The sequence below is a fragment of the Streptomyces sp. NPDC043812 genome (genome assembly GCF_056436245.1).
In genome coordinates this window covers 232,392-249,192 of sequence record NZ_JBWKCY010000001.1, presented here as the reverse complement: position 1 = coordinate 249,192, position 16,801 = coordinate 232,392, and the positions used below count along the sequence as shown (strand labels likewise).

The window sequence follows — 16,801 nt, the reverse complement described above, 5'->3', positions numbered from 1 at the left end:
GGTTTCAATCCGGCAATCGCCGGGCATGAGCCGTAAACGCTGTGGGCAACGTGGCCTGCTCTGCGACGGTCCTCCGGATACCGATATGTCTGGTCTGTTCGGTTGTGACCCCACCTTCACCGCCTTCGGCGGTGTCCGCATGCTGGAATGACCTATCCGCTTTTCGAGAAGCACTCCATCATGTAACCTGCACGAAATTTCGCGGAGGGCCAACGTCGTCCCTCGGCACTGCTAGATGCCACGACGACGACGGGAGAGCCGATGCGTTCCGACGCCTGGTCGCCCATGGACGGTCGCCCCGCCCCCCAGGGGATGTACGACCCCCGTAACGAACACGACGCCTGCGGTGTCGGGTTCGTGGCCACCCTCACCGGTGTTGCCAGCCATGAGCTGGTCGAGCAGGCGCTGACCGTACTGCGGAACCTCGAGCACCGCGGCGCCACCGGCTCCGAGCCCGACTCCGGCGACGGTGCGGGCATCCTCATGCAGGTGCCCGACGCGTTCCTGCGCGAGGTCGCCGGATTCGAGCTTCCCGAGGCCGGCTCGTACGCCGTCGGCATCGCCTTCCTCCCGGCCGACGACCAGGAGGAGACCGCCGAGGCCGTCTCACAGATCGAGACGATCGCGGCCGAGGAGGGACTGAACGTCCTCGGCTGGCGCGAGGTCCCCGTCACCCCCGACCTCCTCGGCAACGGCGCCCGCGCCACCATGCCCGTCTTCCGTCAGCTCTTCGTCGCCGACGGCAGCAGTGAGGGCATCGCGCTGGACCGCAAGGCCTTCGTGCTGCGCAAGCGCTCCGAGCGCGAGGCCGGGGTGTACTTCCCCTCGCTCTCCGCCCGCACGATCGTCTACAAGGGCATGCTGACCACCGGCCAGCTGGAGCCCTTCTTCCCGGACCTGTCCGACCGGCGCTGCGCCACCGCCGTCGCGCTCGTCCACTCCCGGTTCTCCACGAACACCTTCCCGAGCTGGCCGCTGGCCCACCCGTACCGCTTTGTCGCGCACAACGGCGAGATCAACACGGTCAAGGGCAACCGCAACTGGATGCGCGCCCGTGAGTCGCAGCTCGCCTCCAAGCTCTTCAACTCCGGCGCCGGCAAGATCGACCGGATCTTCCCCGTCTGTACGCCCGACGCCTCCGACTCCGCGTCCTTCGACGAGGTCCTGGAGCTGCTCCACCTCGGCGGCCGCTCGCTGCCGCACGCGGTGCTGATGATGGTCCCCGAGGCGTGGGAGAACCACGACTCCATGGACCCGGCCCGGCGCGCCTTCTACCAGTACCACTCCACGATGATGGAGCCCTGGGACGGCCCGGCCTGTGTCACCTTCACCGACGGCACCCAGGTCGGCGCGGTCCTCGACCGCAACGGGCTGCGCCCCGGCCGCTACTGGGTCACCGACGACGGCCTCGTCGTCCTCTCCTCCGAGGTCGGCGTACTCGACATCGACCCCGCGAAGGTCGTCCGCAAGGGCCGCCTGCAGCCGGGCAGGATGTTCCTCGTCGACACCGCCGAGCACCGCATCATCGAGGACGACGAGATCAAGTCGGCCCTCGCCGCCGAGCAGCCCTACCAGGAGTGGCTGGAGACCGGTGAGATCGAGCTCGAGGACCTCCCCGAGCGCGAGCACATCGTCCACACCCACGCCTCGGTCACCCGCCGCCAGCAGACCTTCGGCTACACCGAGGAAGAGCTGCGCGTCATCCTCGCGCCGATGGCCCGCACCGCCGGCGAGCCGCTCGGCTCGATGGGCACCGACTCGCCGATCGCCGCGCTGTCCGAGCGCCCGCGGCTGCTCTTCGACTACTTCACCCAGCTGTTCGCGCAGGTCACCAACCCGCCGCTGGACGCCATCCGCGAGGAGCTCGTCACCTCGCTGCACTCCTCGCTCGGCCCTCAGGGCAACCTGCTGGAGCCGACGGCCGCGTCCTGCCGCAGCGTCACCCTGCCGTTCCCGGTGATCGACAACGACGAGCTGGCCAAGCTCATCCACATCAACGCCGACGGCGACATGCCGGGCATGAAGGCCGCCACCCTCGCCGGCCTGTACCGGGTCTCCGGCGGCGGCGACGCCCTGGCCGCCCGTATCGAGGAGATCTGCCACGAGGCCGACGCCGCCATAGAGAACGGCGCCCGGCTCATCGTCCTCTCCGACCGGCACTCGGACGCCGAGCACGCGCCGATCCCGTCGCTGCTGCTCACCTCCGCCGTGCACCACCACCTCATCCGCACCAAGCAGCGCACCCAGGTCGGCCTGCTGGTCGAGGCCGGCGACGTCCGCGAGGTGCACCACGTCGCGCTGCTCATCGGCTACGGCGCCGCCGCGGTCAACCCGTACCTGGCGATGGAGTCGGTCGAGGACCTGGTCCGCGCCGGCACCTTCATCGAGGGCCTCGAGCCCGAGAAGGCCATCCGCAACCTGATCTACGCGCTCGGCAAGGGCGTCCTCAAGGTCATGTCCAAGATGGGCATCTCCACCGTCGCCTCCTACCGCGGCGCGCAGGTCTTCGAGGCCGTCGGCCTGGACGACGCGTTCGTCGACAAGTACTTCAACGGCACCGCCACCAAGATCGGCGGCGCCGGCCTGGAGGTCGTCGCCAAGGAGGTCGCCGCCCGGCACGCCAAGGCGTACCCGGCCTCCGGCATCCCCTCCGCGCACCGCGCGCTGGACATCGGCGGCGAGTACCAGTGGCGCCGCGAGGGCGAGCCGCACCTGTTCGACCCGGAGACGGTCTTCCGCCTCCAGCACGCCACGCGCAACAAGCGGTACGACACCTTCAAGAAGTACACGGACCGGGTCAACGAGCAGTCCGAGCGCCTGATGACCCTCCGCGGCATGTTCGGCTTCACCTCCGACCGCGAGCCGATCTCCATCGACGAGGTCGAGCCGGTCTCCGAGATCGTCAAGCGCTTCTCCACCGGCGCCATGTCGTACGGCTCCATCTCCAAGGAGGCGCACGAGACCCTCGCCATCGCCATGAACCAGCTGGGCGGCAAGTCCAACACCGGTGAGGGCGGCGAGGACCCGGAGCGCCTGTACGACCCGCAGCGCCGCTCCTCCATCAAGCAGGTCGCCTCCGGCCGCTTCGGTGTGACCTCCGAGTACCTGGTCAACGCGGACGACATCCAGATCAAGATGGCGCAGGGCGCCAAGCCCGGCGAGGGCGGCCAGCTGCCCGGCCACAAGGTCTACCCGTGGGTAGCCAAGACCCGGCACTCCACCCCGGGTGTGGGTCTGATCTCCCCGCCGCCGCACCACGACATCTACTCCATCGAGGACCTGGCCCAGCTGATCCACGACCTCAAGAACGCCAACCCCGCGGCACGTATCCACGTGAAGCTGGTGTCGGAGGTCGGGGTCGGCACGGTCGCCGCAGGTGTCTCCAAGGCGCACGCGGACGTCGTCCTCATCTCCGGCCACGACGGCGGTACGGGCGCCTCCCCGCTGACCTCGCTGAAGCACGCGGGCGGCCCCTGGGAGCTCGGCCTCGCCGAAACCCAGCAGACCCTGCTGCTCAACGGACTGCGCGACCGCATCGTCGTGCAGACCGACGGCCAGCTGAAGACCGGCCGCGACGTCGTCATCGCCGCGCTGCTCGGCGCCGAGGAGTTCGGTTTCGCGACCGCGCCGCTCGTCGTCTCCGGCTGCGTCATGATGCGCGTCTGCCACCTGGACACCTGCCCGGTCGGCATCGCCACGCAGAACCCGGTGCTGCGCGAGCGGTTCTCCGGCAAGGCCGAGTTCGTCGTCAACTTCTTCGAGTTCATCGCCGAGGAGGTCCGCGAGCTCCTCGCCGAGCTGGGCTTCCGCAGCATCGAGGAGGCCGTCGGCCACGCCGAGCTGCTGGACACCGACCGGGCCATCGACCACTGGAAGGCACAGGGCCTCGACCTCGCCCCGCTCTTCCACGTGCCCGAGCTGCCCGACGGCGCGGTGCGCCACCAGCTCATCGAGCAGGACCACGGCCTGGAGAAGGCCCTCGACAAGGAGCTGATCGAGCTCGCCGCCGAGGCGCTGGGCGCGGCGACCGTCGAGGACGCCCGGCCGGTGCGTGCCCAGGTCGCGATCCGCAACATCAACCGCACCGTCGGCACCATGCTGGGCCACGAGGTGACGAAGAAGTTCGGCGGCGCGGGACTGCCCGACGACACCATCGACATCACCTTCACCGGCTCCGCCGGCCAGTCCTTCGGCGCCTTCGTGCCGCGCGGCATCACTCTCCGGCTGGAGGGCGACGCCAACGACTACGTCGGCAAGGGCCTCTCCGGCGGCCGCGTGATCGTCCGTCCGGACCGCGGCGCGGACCACCTCGCCGAGTACTCCACCATCGCGGGCAACACCATCGGCTACGGCGCGACCGGCGGCGAGATGTTCCTGCGGGGCCGCACCGGCGAGCGGTTCTGCGTCCGCAACTCGGGCGCCACGGTCGTCTCCGAAGGCGTGGGCGACCACGGCTGCGAGTACATGACCGGCGGCCACGCGGTCGTCCTCGGCGAGACGGGCCGCAACTTCGCGGCCGGTATGTCCGGCGGCGTCGCGTACGTCGTCGACCTCGACCGGGACAACGTCAACCCCGGGAACCTGGGGGCGATCGAGGCCCTGTCCGACGCCGACGAGCAGTGGCTGCACGATGTCGTGCGCCGTCACTTCGAGGAGACCGGCTCGACCGTCGCCGAGAAGCTGCTCGCCGACTGGTCCGTGAACGTGCAGCGGTTCAGCAAGATCATCCCGACCACGTACAAGGCAGTGCTCGCCGCCAAGGACGCCGCTGAGCTCGCCGGTCTCTCCGAGCAGGAGACCACCGAGAAGATGATGGAGGCGGCGACCAATGGCTGACCCCAAGGGCTTCCTGACCACCGGGCGCGAGGTCGCCGAGACCCGTCCCGCGGCCGAGCGCGTCAAGGACTGGAACGAGGTCTACGTTCCCGGTTCCCTGCTGCCGATCATCAGCAAGCAGGCCGGCCGCTGCATGGACTGCGGCATCCCGTTCTGCCACAACGGCTGTCCGCTCGGGAACCTCATCCCCGAGTGGAACGACTACGCCTACCGCGAGGACTGGTCCGCCGCGTCCGAGCGGCTGCACGCCACCAACAACTTCCCGGAGTTCACCGGGCGGCTGTGCCCGGCGCCCTGCGAGGCCGCGTGCGTGCTCGGCATCAACCAGCCGGCCGTCACCATCAAGAACGTCGAAGTCTCCATCATCGACAAGGCATGGGACTCCGGCGACGTGACCCCGCAGCCGCCGGAGCGCCTGTCCGGCAAGACGGTCGCGGTCATCGGCTCGGGCCCCGCGGGCCTGGCCGCCGCGCAGCAGCTCACCCGGGCCGGCCACACGGTCGCGGTGTACGAGCGCGCCGACCGCATCGGCGGGCTGCTGCGGTACGGCATCCCCGAGTTCAAGATGGAGAAGGTGCACATCAACCGGCGCATCGAGCAGATGCGCGCGGAGGGCACCAAGTTCCGTACCGAGGTCGAGATCGGCCGTGACCTCGACGCGACGAAGCTGCGCCGGCGCTACGACGCGGTCGTCATCGCGGCGGGTTCCACCGTCTCGCGTGACCTGCCGGCCCCCGGCCGCGAGCTGAACGGCATCCACTTCGCGATGGAGTACCTGCCGCTCGCCAACAAGGTGCAGGAGGGCGACTTCGTGGCGCCCCCCATCACCGCCGAGGGCAAGCATGTCGTCGTCATCGGCGGCGGCGACACCGGCGCGGACTGTGTCGGCACGGCCCACCGCCAGGGCGCGGCATCCGTCACGCAGCTGGAGATCATGCCGCGGCCGGGCGACGAGCGGAACGCCAACCAGCCCTGGCCGACCTTCCCGATGCTCTACAAGGTCACCTCGGCCCACGAGGAGGGCGGCGAGCGGGTCTACTCCGTCTCCACGACCCACTTCGAGGGCGACGAGGACGGGAACGTGCAGTTCCTGCACCTCGTCGAGGTGGAGTTCAAGGACGGCAAGCTGGAGCAGAAGCCGGGCACGGAGCGGAAGATTCCCGCTCAGCTGGTCACCCTGGCCATGGGCTTCACCGGCATCGACCGGTCCAACGGCCTGGTCGAGCAGTTCGGCCTCGAGCTCGACGACCGCGGCAACGTGGCGCGCGACGCGGACTTCGCGACGAACGTCGACGGTGTCTTCGTGGCCGGTGACGCGGGCCGCGGCCAGTCGTTGATCGTCTGGGCGATCGCCGAGGGCCGCTCGGCGGCACGCGGTGTCGACCGCTTCCTGACGGGCGCGAGCGCGCTGCCGGCCCCGATCCGCCCGACGGACCGTGCGCTGACCGTCTGACCGCGCACGACAAAGACGTCCCGTACAACGGCGTACGGAACTGAACACGGCGCCTGCCTCGTCCCCGACCGGACCTGGGCAGGCGCCGTGGCATGTGCGCGCCCTCAGTGGCGCCGAGGCACGTGCGGGCCCGCAGTGCGAAACCGGTGGCCCCGAGCGCCCCGAACCCGCTCCCGCACCCCGGTGTTGCGCCCCGCCCGCGGGATATCGTCGGACCGATCCACCCCGTCCGACGAACGGAACGCGTATGCCCGTCAGCCTCTCGAAGCTCCAGCAGCGCGCCCCCGCGCTCGTCAGCCTCTACAAGAGCGCGGGCGTCTCCCTCAAGAAGCACGGTCTGCACGGGCAGCGGGCCGCCGTCTATCTCGTGGTCGACTACTCGGGGTCGATGAAGGAGTACTACAAGGACGGCAGCGTGCAGGCCCTCGCCGACCGGGTCCTGGGCCTGTCGGCCAACCTCGACGACGACGGCACCGTGCCCGTCGTGTTCTTCTCCACCGACGTGGACGCCGTCACCGACATCGCCCTGGAGAACCACCACGGCCGGATAGACGAGATCGTCTCGGGCCTCGGACACATGGGCAAAACCAGCTACCACCTGGCCATGGACGCCGTCATCGACCACTACATCGACAGCGGGTCCACCGCGCCCGCGCTCGTCGTCTTCCAGACCGACGGCGGACCGATCAGCAAGCACGCCGCCGAGCGCTATCTGTGCAAGGCCGCACGGCTGCCCCTCTTCTGGCAGTTCGTCGGCTTCGGCAACAAGCGCAGCTCGCAGTTCGACTTCCTGCACAAGCTCGACGAGCTCGCCGTCCCCGCCAAACGCCCCGTCGACAACGCAGGGTTCTTCCACGCGGGGCTCGACCCCCGTCAGGTCCCCGACTCCGAGCTGTACGACCGGCTGGTCGGAGAGTTCCCCCAGTGGCTGGCGGCAGCCCGCGCCCAGGGCATCGTGCAGTGACCGCACAGGTGCTGCGTGCGGCGGACCGCATCGCCGTGCCGTGGAAGAACGGCGGCGGCGTGACCAGGGAGATCGCCGCTTCCCCCGAGGGCGCGCCGATGGACGCCTTCGACTGGAGGATCAGCCTCGCGGATGTCGCAGCGGACGGTCCGTTCTCCGCGTTCCCCGGAGTCGACCGCACCCTCACGGTCGTCGAGGGAGCGGGTATGGACCTCACCGTCGGGGACGAACGGGTGCTGGTCGACGAGCGGTTCCTGCCACGTGACTTCCCCGGTGACCGCGAGACCCACGGCCGGCTGCTCGGCGGCCCGGTCGTCAACTTCAATGTGATGCACCGTCGGGGCCGTGCGGCGGTCATCACCTCGATCGTCCGGGGCAGCCTGCCCGTCGTCGTCCCGCACCGCTCGCTCGTGGTGATCGTCGCCCTGCGCGGCACCACCGCCCTCCCGTCGGAGGGCATCACACTCGGCCGCTACGACGCTGCCGTCGTGGACGACTGGCCGGGCATCCTGCGGACGGACGGGGACGCGGCGATGGTCACGATCCGCGTGCCGGCCTGAGCACAGCCGCGCCGCGGCCCAGGGTGGTCCGGCGCTGCAGGGGAGCCGGGTCCGCTTCCGGGCTTCCCCGCCGACCTGTCCTCCTCGTGGAAAACCGGACAGCAGATGTCGGGATGACGCAGTTGGATGAGGTCATGACCTCATCCTCATGGGACGCGTTCCACGCCTCGGAGCCCGAGTTCGCGGAGATCGTCCGGCGCCGCTTCGAGAAGTACCGGCACCATGTCCTCGCCACGCTCCGCAAGGACGGATCGCCCCGCGTGACCGGCCTGGAGGTGACCTTCCGCTTCGGCGAGCTGTGGCTCGGCATGATGCCGTACTCCCGCAAGGCGCAGGACCTGCTCCGTGACCCGCGCTTCGCCCTGCACACGAACCCGGGCGCCGACGACTCCATGGACGGGGGCGACGTGCGGATCTCCGGACGTGCCGTCGAGGTGACCGATCCGGAGCAGGTGGCCCGTTTCGTCGCGGACATCGAGCCGCCGGAGCCGTTCCACCTCTTCCGCGTCGAGCTGGGGGAGGTCGTGCGGACGTACGTCGACGGGGACGAGCTGGTCGTACGGTCCTGGCGGCCCGGGGCGGCCGTCCGCACCCAGCGCCGACGCTGACACGCGCGAGATCCTGCCCCCGGCTCGCAGGCCGTGGCGTGGAACACACGCATCCGTGGTCATTCGTGCTACGGTGACTGCGTTGCAGTTTTGGTACCCATGAACTTTGTGTGCGCCTGACGGAAATGCTTCGTCAGGTGCACGTTTTGTTTCCGGACTCTCCGGATGGGGTCAATGCAGCGACAGGGAATTCACGCAGTGTGGATTCTCGGCTTGCCCCGTTTTAGGAGAATGACATGGCAACTGGCACCGTGAAGTGGTTCAACTCGGAAAAGGGTTTCGGCTTCATCGAGCAGGACGGCGGCGGCGCTGACGTCTTCGCCCACTACTCGAACATCGCCACCTCCGGCTTCCGTGAGCTGCAGGAAGGCCAGAAGGTCACCTTCGACGTCACGCAGGGCCAGAAGGGCCCGCAGGCGGAGAACATCGTCCCGGCCTGATCGCTGGACGCACTTTTCAACGGCCGGGGTCCGCACCTTCACGGTGCGGGCCCCGGTTCGTTCCGTCCGCAGGCCAGGAAGGCTTCCGAATGAACCGCTCCGAACGTCCGGCACGAAAGCGCCCGGCGAGTTCCCGCGCCCAGGCCCCCGGCAAGGCCCCCAACAGGTCCGGCAAGGGGTCCGCCAAGGCCGGTGCGAACCGGTCGGCGCCGCCGCAGGAATTCACCCTGCCGGAAACGATCACGCCGGCGCTGCCCGCCGTCGAGGCGTTCGCAGAGTTGGACATGCCGGCCGCCCTGCTGAAGACCCTCGCGGCGCAGGGCGTCACCGACCCCTTCCCGATCCAGGGCGCGACACTTCCGAACTCACTCGCCGGACGCGACCTCCTCGGCCGCGGCCGCACCGGCTCGGGCAAGACGCTGGCCTTCGGCCTCGCGCTGCTCGCCCGCACCGCCGGCCGTCGCGCCGAGCCGAAGGCGCCGCTCGCCCTCGTACTCGTACCGACGCGCGAACTGGCCCAGCAGGTCACCGACGCGCTCGCCCCGTACGCGACCTCCGTGCAGCTGCGCCTCGCCACGGTCGTCGGCGGACTGTCGATCAACAAGCAGTCGGGCACGCTGCGGCGCGGCGCCGAGGTACTCGTCGCCACGCCCGGCCGGCTGAAGGACCTCATCGAGCGCGGGGACTGCCGGCTGGACGACGTCGCGATCACCGTTCTGGACGAGGCCGACCAGATGGCCGACATGGGCTTCATGCCGCAGGTCACCGCGCTGCTTAAGCAGGTCAGGGCGGACGGCCAGCGGATGCTGTTCTCGGCGACCCTGGACAAGAACATCGACCGGCTCGTCCGGATGTTCCTCACGGACCCCGTCGTGCACTCCGTCGACCCGTCGGCGGGCGCCGTCACGACGATGGAGCACCACGTGCTGCACGTCGCGGACGAGACCGACAAGAAGGCCGTCGCCGTCCGTATCGCCGCCCGCGACGGGCGCGTGATCCTCTTCGTCGACACCAAGCGCACGGCCGACCGCTTCGCCAAGCGGCTGCTCGCCAGCGGCGTACGGGCCGCGGCCCTGCACGGCGGGCGTTCCCAGCCGCAGCGCAACCGCACCCTGGACCAGTTCAAGAACGGGCAGGTCACCGCGCTGGTCGCGACCAATGTCGCGGCTCGCGGCATCCACGTCGACGACCTCGACCTCGTCGTCAACGTGGACCCGCCCGTGGACCACAAGGACTATCTGCACCGCGGCGGGCGCACGGCCCGCGCGGGCGAGTCCGGCAGCGTCGTCACGCTCGTGCTGCCCGAGCAGCGTCGTGAGATGACGCGGCTGATGACGGACGCCGGGATACAGCCCCGAACGGCGCGCATCAAGTCCAGCGACGAGGAGCTGGCCCGCCTCACCGGCGCGCGCGAGCCCTCGGGCGTCGCCGTGACCATCGAGGTGCCGCAGCCGCAGATCCCGCAGCAGCGGACGTCCCGCGGCCGTGACCGGACCCCTGGACGCCGCGGCACGGGCCGCCGTGGCCAGAGCGCCGCCTCCCGCGGCGAGTCCGGCGCGCCGAAGGCCGCGCCCGCGGCCGCCACCCGCCGCCGCGGAGCGGGCGGGCGCCGCACGGCGGCATGACGCGATGACGCCCCGGCCGCGTGGCCGCACCGATGGTGTGCGGCTCGCGGCGGGGGAGCGGAGAGCGGGTGAAGATGCGCGGGGCGTGCCCGGAGGCGGTTAACTTCCGGGGAATTCCCCTTGATTGACGTTGACGCGTCAAGTTCTACGCGCATCAATGGGTGTATGCGATTCCCCCCACGAATAGCCGCCGTCGCCGGCGCCGCAGCCCTTCTGTCGACGCTCGTCATCGGCGGCCAGGCCGCCACCGCCGCCCCCGCGTCCCTTCTCGCGGTCGGTGACATCTGCTACTCCGACCTCCCGTCCCAGGCGCACGACACCCTCGACCTGATCGAGCAGGGCGGGCCGTTCCCGTACGAGCAGGACGGCACCGTCTTCCAGAACCGCGAGGGTCTGCTGCCACCGCACTCGACCGGCTACTACCACGAGTACACCGTCATCACGCCGGGTTCCCCCACACGCGGCGCACGACGGATCGTCACCGGTGACTCGGCGCAGGAGGACTACTACACCGCCGACCACTACGAGTCGTTCGACCTCGTCGACCACACCTGCTGATCCGCCGACCCGCAACCCCGACAGGTATCCTCCGCCCCGTGACGACCACCTATGTGATCGACGGGGCGGAGGTCACCGACCTGGAGAGCTTCTGGACGGTGATCGGCGCAGCCGTCAACGGTCCCGGCGGCTACTTCGGCAGCAACCTCGACGCCCTCGCCGACTGCCTCGGCGGCGGCATGGGCACGCCCGACGACGGCGACTTCGTCTTCGAGTGGCGCGACCACGACCTCTCCCGCAGTGCGCTCGGCCGCGAGGAGACCGTACGGCAGCTGAGCCTGCGGGCGCAGCGCGTGCACCCGGACAACCGTGCGGAGATCCTGGACCGTCTGGCGCGTGTCCGCGCCGGGGAGGGCCCCACCGTCTTCGACTGGCTCGTGGACGTCTTCGAGCAGCGCGTACCGGGCAGGCTGCGGCTCGTGTGACCCCGCTGTCCCTACGGCCTGCGCGGCACCGTTCCCTCCAGGCGCCGCCGCATCCGCTCGTCGTCGAGGTACCGCACGGCGTCCGCCGCCGTGTCGTGTGCCGGGCTCTGCGGGTCCTCGTCCGCCAGAAGCCTGGTCAACACCCTCTCCGCCCGGGGATCCTGACGGATCGCCAGACCACGCGCCGCCTCGGCCGCGGTGTCCGCGTCGGGATCGTCCAGCCGCGCGGCGAGCGCCGCTCGGATCTCCGGGGTGTCGGCGTCCGTACCGGCCAGCGCGGTCGTCGCCCAGTCCCTGACCTCACTTTCCACATCCCGGCTGAGCGCGATGAGCGCCTTCGTGCCCGCGGTGTGGTCGCCGGGGACCAGCCCGCACAGTGCGAGAGCCACCCGATGGCGGACCGACGCGTCCGGATGACCGGCGTGCCGCACGATGTCGTCCAGCGCCGACGGGTCCCCGTGGTGGCCGAGCCCCAGGACCGCCGACTGGATGAGCTCGGGATCCTTCGCCTCCCGCGAGAGTTCCCGCAGCAACGGCAGGGCGCGCGCCGCGAACGGCCGGACGATCCCGTCGCCGCGCCGCACCTCCGCGTCACCCTCCCGCGCCTGCCCGCCCTCCTCCGGCTCACCGCCGTAGGTGAAGCCCAGCTGCGCCAGCACGTCCGCGGCGAACGCCTGGCGCAGCGGATCGTCGCTACTGCACCAGGCGGCCGCGGCCTGGAACGTCTCCTCGTCGCCGCGCCGCCACAGCACACCCACCGACTCGATCCAGTCGTCCCGCTCCGGGTCGCCGCCGCGCAGCGCCCTTTCGGCCAGGTCCGCGTACGCGGTACGAATGCCCAGTTCCTCCTCCAGGAGCGTGGCGATCGCGCCGTGCCCGGTCTGCTGCTCGTTGCCCGCTGCGGGCCGGCCGTCGCGCAGCACCTCGACGACGACCGTCACCCCGCCGTCCTCCTCGATGAGCCGCGAGACGGTCTCCGCCCCCGGCTCGAACGCGAGCAGCGCGTCGCGCAGATGCTGCTCGACATCCATGGTCAGCCAGGTGCGCGCCTCGTCCAGCGCCTCGGCCCGTGCGCTCGCGCCGTGCCGCAGCAGCGCCCTGACCGTCGAGGGCGAACCCCGGCGGGCCGCCACCACGAGCGGCGGCTCCCCGCTCGGGGAGGCGAGATCGGGGTCGGCGCCGTGCTCGAGCAGCGCCTCCACGGTGTCCGTGTGGCCCTGCTTCACCGCCCAGGACAGCGCGGTGAAGCCGAGCATCTCCGGTTCGTCCGGGCGGGCGCCGGCGGCGAGCAGGGCACGCACCACCTCGGTGTGGCCGCCGACCGCGGCGCCGCACAGCGGCAGATCGCCGCCCTCGGGACCGGACGCCCGGCCTGGGTCGGCACCCGCGGCCAGCAGGAGCCGTACGATGCCGGGCTCGCCCTCGACGGCTGCCAGATACAGCGGTGTCTGGCCGTCCTCGTCCGTGCTCTCGGCCGGTGCACCCGCGCGCAGCTGCTGCACGACGCTGTCCTCCGCGCCGGTGTACACCGCATCGAACAGCTCCTGCACGGTGGCCGCGTGTTCTTCGCTCATGGAACGACCCTACGGACGACCGGTCAGGTGTCGCATTCGAGAATCGTCCGGCACAGGCCGCAGCGGGCCCGCACCCTGCCCCGGACGGGGAGCCGGATGCGCTGGTGGCAGGTGGTGCACGGGAACGACACCCGCAGACCGCCGTCGCCGTGCTCGAAGGTGTAGGCGCCCCGGCCCGGGTGCTGCTGCCCGGGGTTCTCCAGGGCGTGGCGGCGGTCCTTGGCGTAGCGGTGGCGGCCGATGCGGCCCGCTGTGGTGAGCGGGGGCTGCCGGGCGTCGTGCAGTGCCTGGGTGCGGCCGGCGGTGTACGCGCGGTAGCCCTGCACGGAGGTGAACCACGGCGACGGGTCCTCGTCGAAGGCCAGCGACCGCTCCGCCAGGACGTAGCCGAACTCCTCGGGCGTGAGATAGCCCAGCTTCTGGCTCGACACCCCGTCCTCGCGGAACGCGTCCAGCAGCAGCCAGCCCGCGCCGAGGTAGGTCGTCACGGTGTCGGTGAGAATCTCGTTGTCGCGGGTGCCGGGGAAGGCGAGCCCGAGCCGGTGCAGCAGCACATGCGTGATCTCGTGGGCGAGGGCGGCGCCGATGTCGCGCCGGTGGGTGCGGAAGCGGTCGTTCAGCTCGATGAAGTACTCGGGTCCCGCCGTCAGTTCCACGCTCGCCGCGTGCTTCATCTCGCGGAAACTCACGATCATCCGGGCGTCGGGCAGATGCAGATGCTGGACCAGGGCGCGAGCCACGCGCTGGGCGCCAAGGTGCAGGTCGTCCGCGTCGGCGAAGGCGACATCGGCGGGCAGCACGCTCGGGGCGTAGGAGTGGACGCCTTCGGGGGAGAGCCGACGGTACAGGGCCGTCACCGCCGAGCGCACCGTGTCGAGGTGCGGGAATCCGTGCACCACCTCGCTGCCGTTCGCCACGTCCCGTACCCCCATGCACGACAGTCGGCCGCTCCCACTCTACGGCGGTACCCGTGGCGCCCCGCGTCAGGAATGGCCGAAAGGCGCTCCTTGTGGCGCCCCTGACCCGCTGTCCATAATCCGGACCACGCCTTTGTCGAGCGCATGTCATCACCCGAACTGCCGCGTGCGTCCGGCACGGCGAACGAAGCAACCCCCCACGAAAGGCAGTCCGTTGAAGCTTCTCCGTGTGCTCCAGAGATGCGCCGCGGCCGGCGCCGTCATGCTGGCCGCGATCAGCCTCCAGCCCAGCTCCGCATCGGCCGCCACCCCGCCCGTCGTCGGCGGCACCCGCGCCGCCCAGGGCGAGTTCCCCTTCATGGTCCGGCTCTCCATGGGCTGCGGCGGCTCGCTGTACGCCAAGGACATCGTCCTGACCGCCGCGCACTGTGTGAACGGCTCCGGCAACAACACCAGCATCACCGCCACCGCCGGCGTCGTGGACCTGCAGAGTTCCAGCGCCGTCAAGGTCCGCTCCACCAAGGTCCTGCAGGCTCCCGGCTACAACGGCAAGGGCAAGGACTGGGCGCTCATCAAGCTCGCCAAGCCGATCGACCTGCCGACCCTGAAGATCGCCGACACCACCGCGTACAACAGCGGCACCTTCACCGTCGCCGGCTGGGGCGCGGCCCGCGAGGGCGGCGCGCAGCAGCGCTACCTGCTCAAGGCCCAGGTCCCCTTCGTCTCGGACGCCAGCTGCCGGCAGTCCTACGGAAACGACCTCGTCCCCGCCGAGGAGATCTGCGCCGGACTGCCCCAGGGCGGCGTCGACACCTGCCAGGGCGACTCCGGCGGCCCGATGTTCCGCCGGGACAACGCGGGCGCCTGGATCCAGATAGGCATCGTCAGCTGGGGCGAGGGCTGCGCACGGCCCAACTACCCCGGCGTCTACACCGAGGTGTCCACCTTCGCCTCCGCCATCAGGTCCGCGGCCTCCTCGCTCTGACCTCACCACAGCAATAGGGAGGGGCGGGCCGCACGGCCCGCCCCTCCCGCCGCGTCCTCAGCGCAGCACGACCGCCCGGTCCGCCCCGCTGCCCTCCAGCTCCAGCACCCACACGTCGTTCGTCCCCGCGTGCAGTACCGGACCCGGGACATACAGCGCCTGCTGCGGCCCGGCCGACCAGTAACGGCCCAGGCCGAAACCGTTCACCCAGACGAACCCCCTGGTCCAGCCGGGCAGTTCCAGCCGGCCGTCACCCGCATCCCGCACCTCGGCAACGCCCCGGAAGAGCCCTGTGCCCCCCGCGGCCGCAGCTTCCCCGGGCGCCTCCCGCCACGGCAGCCGCGCGACCGCATCCGCGTCGTCGAACGCGTCGAGCCGCAGCCCCCGCGCCCGCACACCGTGCAGAAACTGCCGCTCGTGCAGAATCCCGCCGGTGATGCCCTTCGCCTCACCCGTCCGCGGACCGTAATTGACCCGGCCCAGCGACTCCACCCACAGCTCCACCGCGGCAGGCCCCGCCACCGGCTCCGGGAGGGCCGCCCGCTCGCCGTCCAGCACGCCCGCCCGCACCCCGTCCACCAGCACCACCGCCCGGTCCCGCAGACCCACGACCCCCAGCGGATACGGCTCCCGCGGGCCCGGGACACCCACCCGGTAACGCACCAGACCACGGTCCACGTCCAACTCCTCGAACGTCGGCGGAACCGGGCCCTCCCACTCCTTGCCGCCCAGCGCCTCCAACACCCCGTCCAGCGGCACCCACTCCCCGGGCACCACCCGCCCCGGTGCGCCGACCACGGCAGGTTCGGGCGGCAGATCAGGCAGCGGCCCGTCGTGATACTCCGCGAGGATGTCGCGGAACCGCCAGAACTTCTCCGTCGGCCGCCCCGCCTCGTCGATCGGCGCGTCGTAGTCGTACGACGTCACCGTCGGCTCCAGCACCTCGTCCTGCAACGGACCCGAACGATTCGCTCCCGCCCAGCCCGCGAAACTCGTCCCGCCGTGCGCCATGTACAGATTCACCGACGCCCCGGCCTCGAGAATCTCCCGCAGCACCCCCGCCGCATCGTCCGCGTCCCGCAGGACACGGTCCTTGCCCCAGTGATCGAACCAGCCGCACCAGAACTCCATGCACATCAAAGGCCCCCGCGGCCGGTGACGGCGCAGCGTCGCGAACGCCTGCGCCGCCCCCGACCCGAAGTTCACCGTCGCCAGGATCCCCGGCACCGAGCCGCCCGACAGCATGTGGTCGGCGGGCCCGTCCGAGGTGAACAGCGGTACCGTCACCCCGCAGCCGCGCAGCAGGTCCACGAGCGCCCGCAGATAGTCCTGGTCGGAGCCGTAACTGCCGTACTCGTTCTCCACCTGGACCATGATCACCGGGCCGCCGGCCGGGAACTGGCGCTCCACCACCTGCGGCAGCAGCCGGGTGAACCAGCGTTCCACATGCTCCAGATACTCCGGGTCCTGCGTGCGCACCCGCCGCCCCAGCCGGCCCGTCAGCCAGTGCGGCAGCCCGCCGTTCTCCCACTCGGCGCAGATGTAGGGCCCCGGGCGCACGACCGCCCACAGGCCCGCCGCCTGCGCCGCGTCCAGGAACCGGCCCAGCGCCCCGTCGTCCGTGTAACGCCCCGGCTCCGGCTCGTGCAGATTCCACGGCACGTACGTCTCCACGCAGTTGAGCCCCATCGCACGCAGCATGGCCAGCCGGTGCCCCCACTGCTCCTCGTGCACCCGGAAGTAGTGCAACGCCCCCGACAGCAGCCGCACCGGCCGGCCGTCCAGCAAGAAGTCCGTCTCGCCCACGGTGAAATCAGCCACCGGCCCCGCCCATCTCTCGCTCGCTCACTCCGGAA

The 16,801-nt window shown here is 70.9% G+C and carries 13 protein-coding genes; 10 read left to right on the top strand and 3 right to left on the bottom strand.

Annotated elements, in window-relative coordinates; genetic code table 11:
* Positions 1–261 precede the first annotated feature (261 nt).
* The 9 genes from gltB (at position 262) to AC067Z_RS01135 (ending at position 11,469) form a co-directional block, all read left to right on the top strand.
* Complete coding sequence (gene gltB / locus AC067Z_RS01175) at positions 262–4,836, top strand: glutamate synthase large subunit (protein WP_478787300.1); 4,575 nt, start codon at positions 262–264, stop codon at positions 4,834–4,836.
* Positions 4,829–6,289 carry a glutamate synthase subunit beta gene (locus AC067Z_RS01170; RefSeq protein ID WP_478787299.1) on the top strand — a complete coding sequence of 487 codons (1,461 nt, stop codon included), beginning with the start codon at positions 4,829–4,831 and terminating at the stop codon, positions 6,287–6,289. The genes gltB and AC067Z_RS01170 overlap by 8 nt, the downstream gene beginning before the upstream one ends.
* 247 nt (positions 6,290–6,536) lie before the next feature.
* Complete coding sequence (locus AC067Z_RS01165) at positions 6,537–7,253, top strand: vWA domain-containing protein (RefSeq protein WP_478787298.1); 717 nt, start codon at positions 6,537–6,539, stop codon at positions 7,251–7,253.
* A complete protein-coding gene (locus tag AC067Z_RS01160; RefSeq protein ID WP_478787297.1) occupies positions 7,250–7,813 on the top strand; it encodes a HutD/Ves family protein in 564 nt (187 codons plus the stop codon). The genes AC067Z_RS01165 and AC067Z_RS01160 overlap by 4 nt, the downstream gene beginning before the upstream one ends.
* Positions 7,814–7,947: 134 nt before the next feature.
* Positions 7,948–8,421 (top strand): pyridoxamine 5'-phosphate oxidase family protein, encoded by a 474-nt coding sequence (locus AC067Z_RS01155; protein WP_478787296.1) that lies wholly within the window; start codon positions 7,948–7,950, stop codon positions 8,419–8,421.
* A 236-nt stretch (positions 8,422–8,657) separates the two neighbouring features.
* Positions 8,658–8,861, top strand: coding sequence for a cold-shock protein (locus AC067Z_RS01150; RefSeq protein ID WP_004985680.1), 204 nt, complete (start codon positions 8,658–8,660; stop codon positions 8,859–8,861).
* Between the two features lie 89 nt (positions 8,862–8,950).
* Positions 8,951–10,486: a DEAD/DEAH box helicase gene (locus AC067Z_RS01145; protein ID WP_478787295.1), complete on the top strand. Its 1,536-nt coding sequence runs from the start codon at positions 8,951–8,953 to the stop codon at positions 10,484–10,486.
* Between the two features lie 165 nt (positions 10,487–10,651).
* Positions 10,652–11,044 carry a guanyl-specific ribonuclease gene (locus AC067Z_RS01140; protein ID WP_478787294.1) on the top strand — a complete coding sequence of 131 codons (393 nt, stop codon included), beginning with the start codon at positions 10,652–10,654 and terminating at the stop codon, positions 11,042–11,044.
* Positions 11,045–11,082: 38 nt separating this feature from the next.
* Positions 11,083–11,469: a barstar family protein gene (locus AC067Z_RS01135; RefSeq protein WP_478787293.1), complete on the top strand. Its 387-nt coding sequence runs from the start codon at positions 11,083–11,085 to the stop codon at positions 11,467–11,469.
* Positions 11,470–11,480: 11 nt separating this feature from the next.
* Here the strand turns inward: AC067Z_RS01135 and AC067Z_RS01130 are convergent, their stop codons facing one another.
* Positions 11,481–13,043 carry an ankyrin repeat domain-containing protein gene (locus tag AC067Z_RS01130; RefSeq protein ID WP_478787292.1) on the bottom strand — a complete coding sequence of 521 codons (1,563 nt, stop codon included), beginning with the start codon at positions 13,041–13,043 and terminating at the stop codon, positions 11,481–11,483.
* A gap of 23 nt (positions 13,044–13,066) precedes the next feature.
* Entirely contained in the window at positions 13,067–13,975 is a 909-nt protein-coding gene (locus tag AC067Z_RS01125; protein ID WP_478787291.1) for a hypothetical protein, read from the bottom strand.
* A 247-nt stretch (positions 13,976–14,222) separates the two neighbouring features.
* On the opposite strand from AC067Z_RS01125, the gene AC067Z_RS01120 reads away from it, so the two are divergent.
* Complete coding sequence (locus AC067Z_RS01120) at positions 14,223–14,945, top strand: S1 family peptidase (protein ID WP_478787582.1); 723 nt, start codon at positions 14,223–14,225, stop codon at positions 14,943–14,945.
* Between the two features lie 57 nt (positions 14,946–15,002).
* On the opposite strand, the gene AC067Z_RS01115 is transcribed toward AC067Z_RS01120, so the two are convergent.
* On the bottom strand, positions 15,003–16,766 hold the full coding sequence (locus tag AC067Z_RS01115) for a glycoside hydrolase family 35 protein (RefSeq protein WP_478787290.1): 1,764 nt from the start codon (positions 16,764–16,766) through the stop codon (positions 15,003–15,005).
* Positions 16,767–16,801: the final 35 nt, after the last annotated feature.

Bases quoted from the DNA above. Each gene is read 5' to 3' on its own strand.
- AC067Z_RS01155 (WP_478787296.1), top strand. From the start codon at position 7,948: ATGACCTCATCCTCATGGGACGCGTTCCACGCCTCGGAGCCCGAGTTC.
- AC067Z_RS01120 (WP_478787582.1), top strand. From the start codon at position 14,223: ATGCTGGCCGCGATCAGCCTCCAGCCCAGCTCCGCATCGGCCGCCACC.
- AC067Z_RS01140 (WP_478787294.1), top strand. From the start codon at position 10,652: ATGCGATTCCCCCCACGAATAGCCGCCGTCGCCGGCGCCGCAGCCCTT.
- AC067Z_RS01145 (WP_478787295.1), top strand. From the start codon at position 8,951: ATGAACCGCTCCGAACGTCCGGCACGAAAGCGCCCGGCGAGTTCCCGC.
- AC067Z_RS01125 (WP_478787291.1), bottom strand. From the start codon at position 13,975: ATGGGGGTACGGGACGTGGCGAACGGCAGCGAGGTGGTGCACGGATTC.
- AC067Z_RS01130 (WP_478787292.1), bottom strand. From the start codon at position 13,043: ATGAGCGAAGAACACGCGGCCACCGTGCAGGAGCTGTTCGATGCGGTG.
- gltB (WP_478787300.1), top strand. From the start codon at position 262: ATGCGTTCCGACGCCTGGTCGCCCATGGACGGTCGCCCCGCCCCCCAG.
- AC067Z_RS01165 (WP_478787298.1), top strand. From the start codon at position 6,537: ATGCCCGTCAGCCTCTCGAAGCTCCAGCAGCGCGCCCCCGCGCTCGTC.
- AC067Z_RS01170 (WP_478787299.1), top strand. From the start codon at position 4,829: ATGGCTGACCCCAAGGGCTTCCTGACCACCGGGCGCGAGGTCGCCGAG.
- AC067Z_RS01150 (WP_004985680.1), top strand. From the start codon at position 8,658: ATGGCAACTGGCACCGTGAAGTGGTTCAACTCGGAAAAGGGTTTCGGC.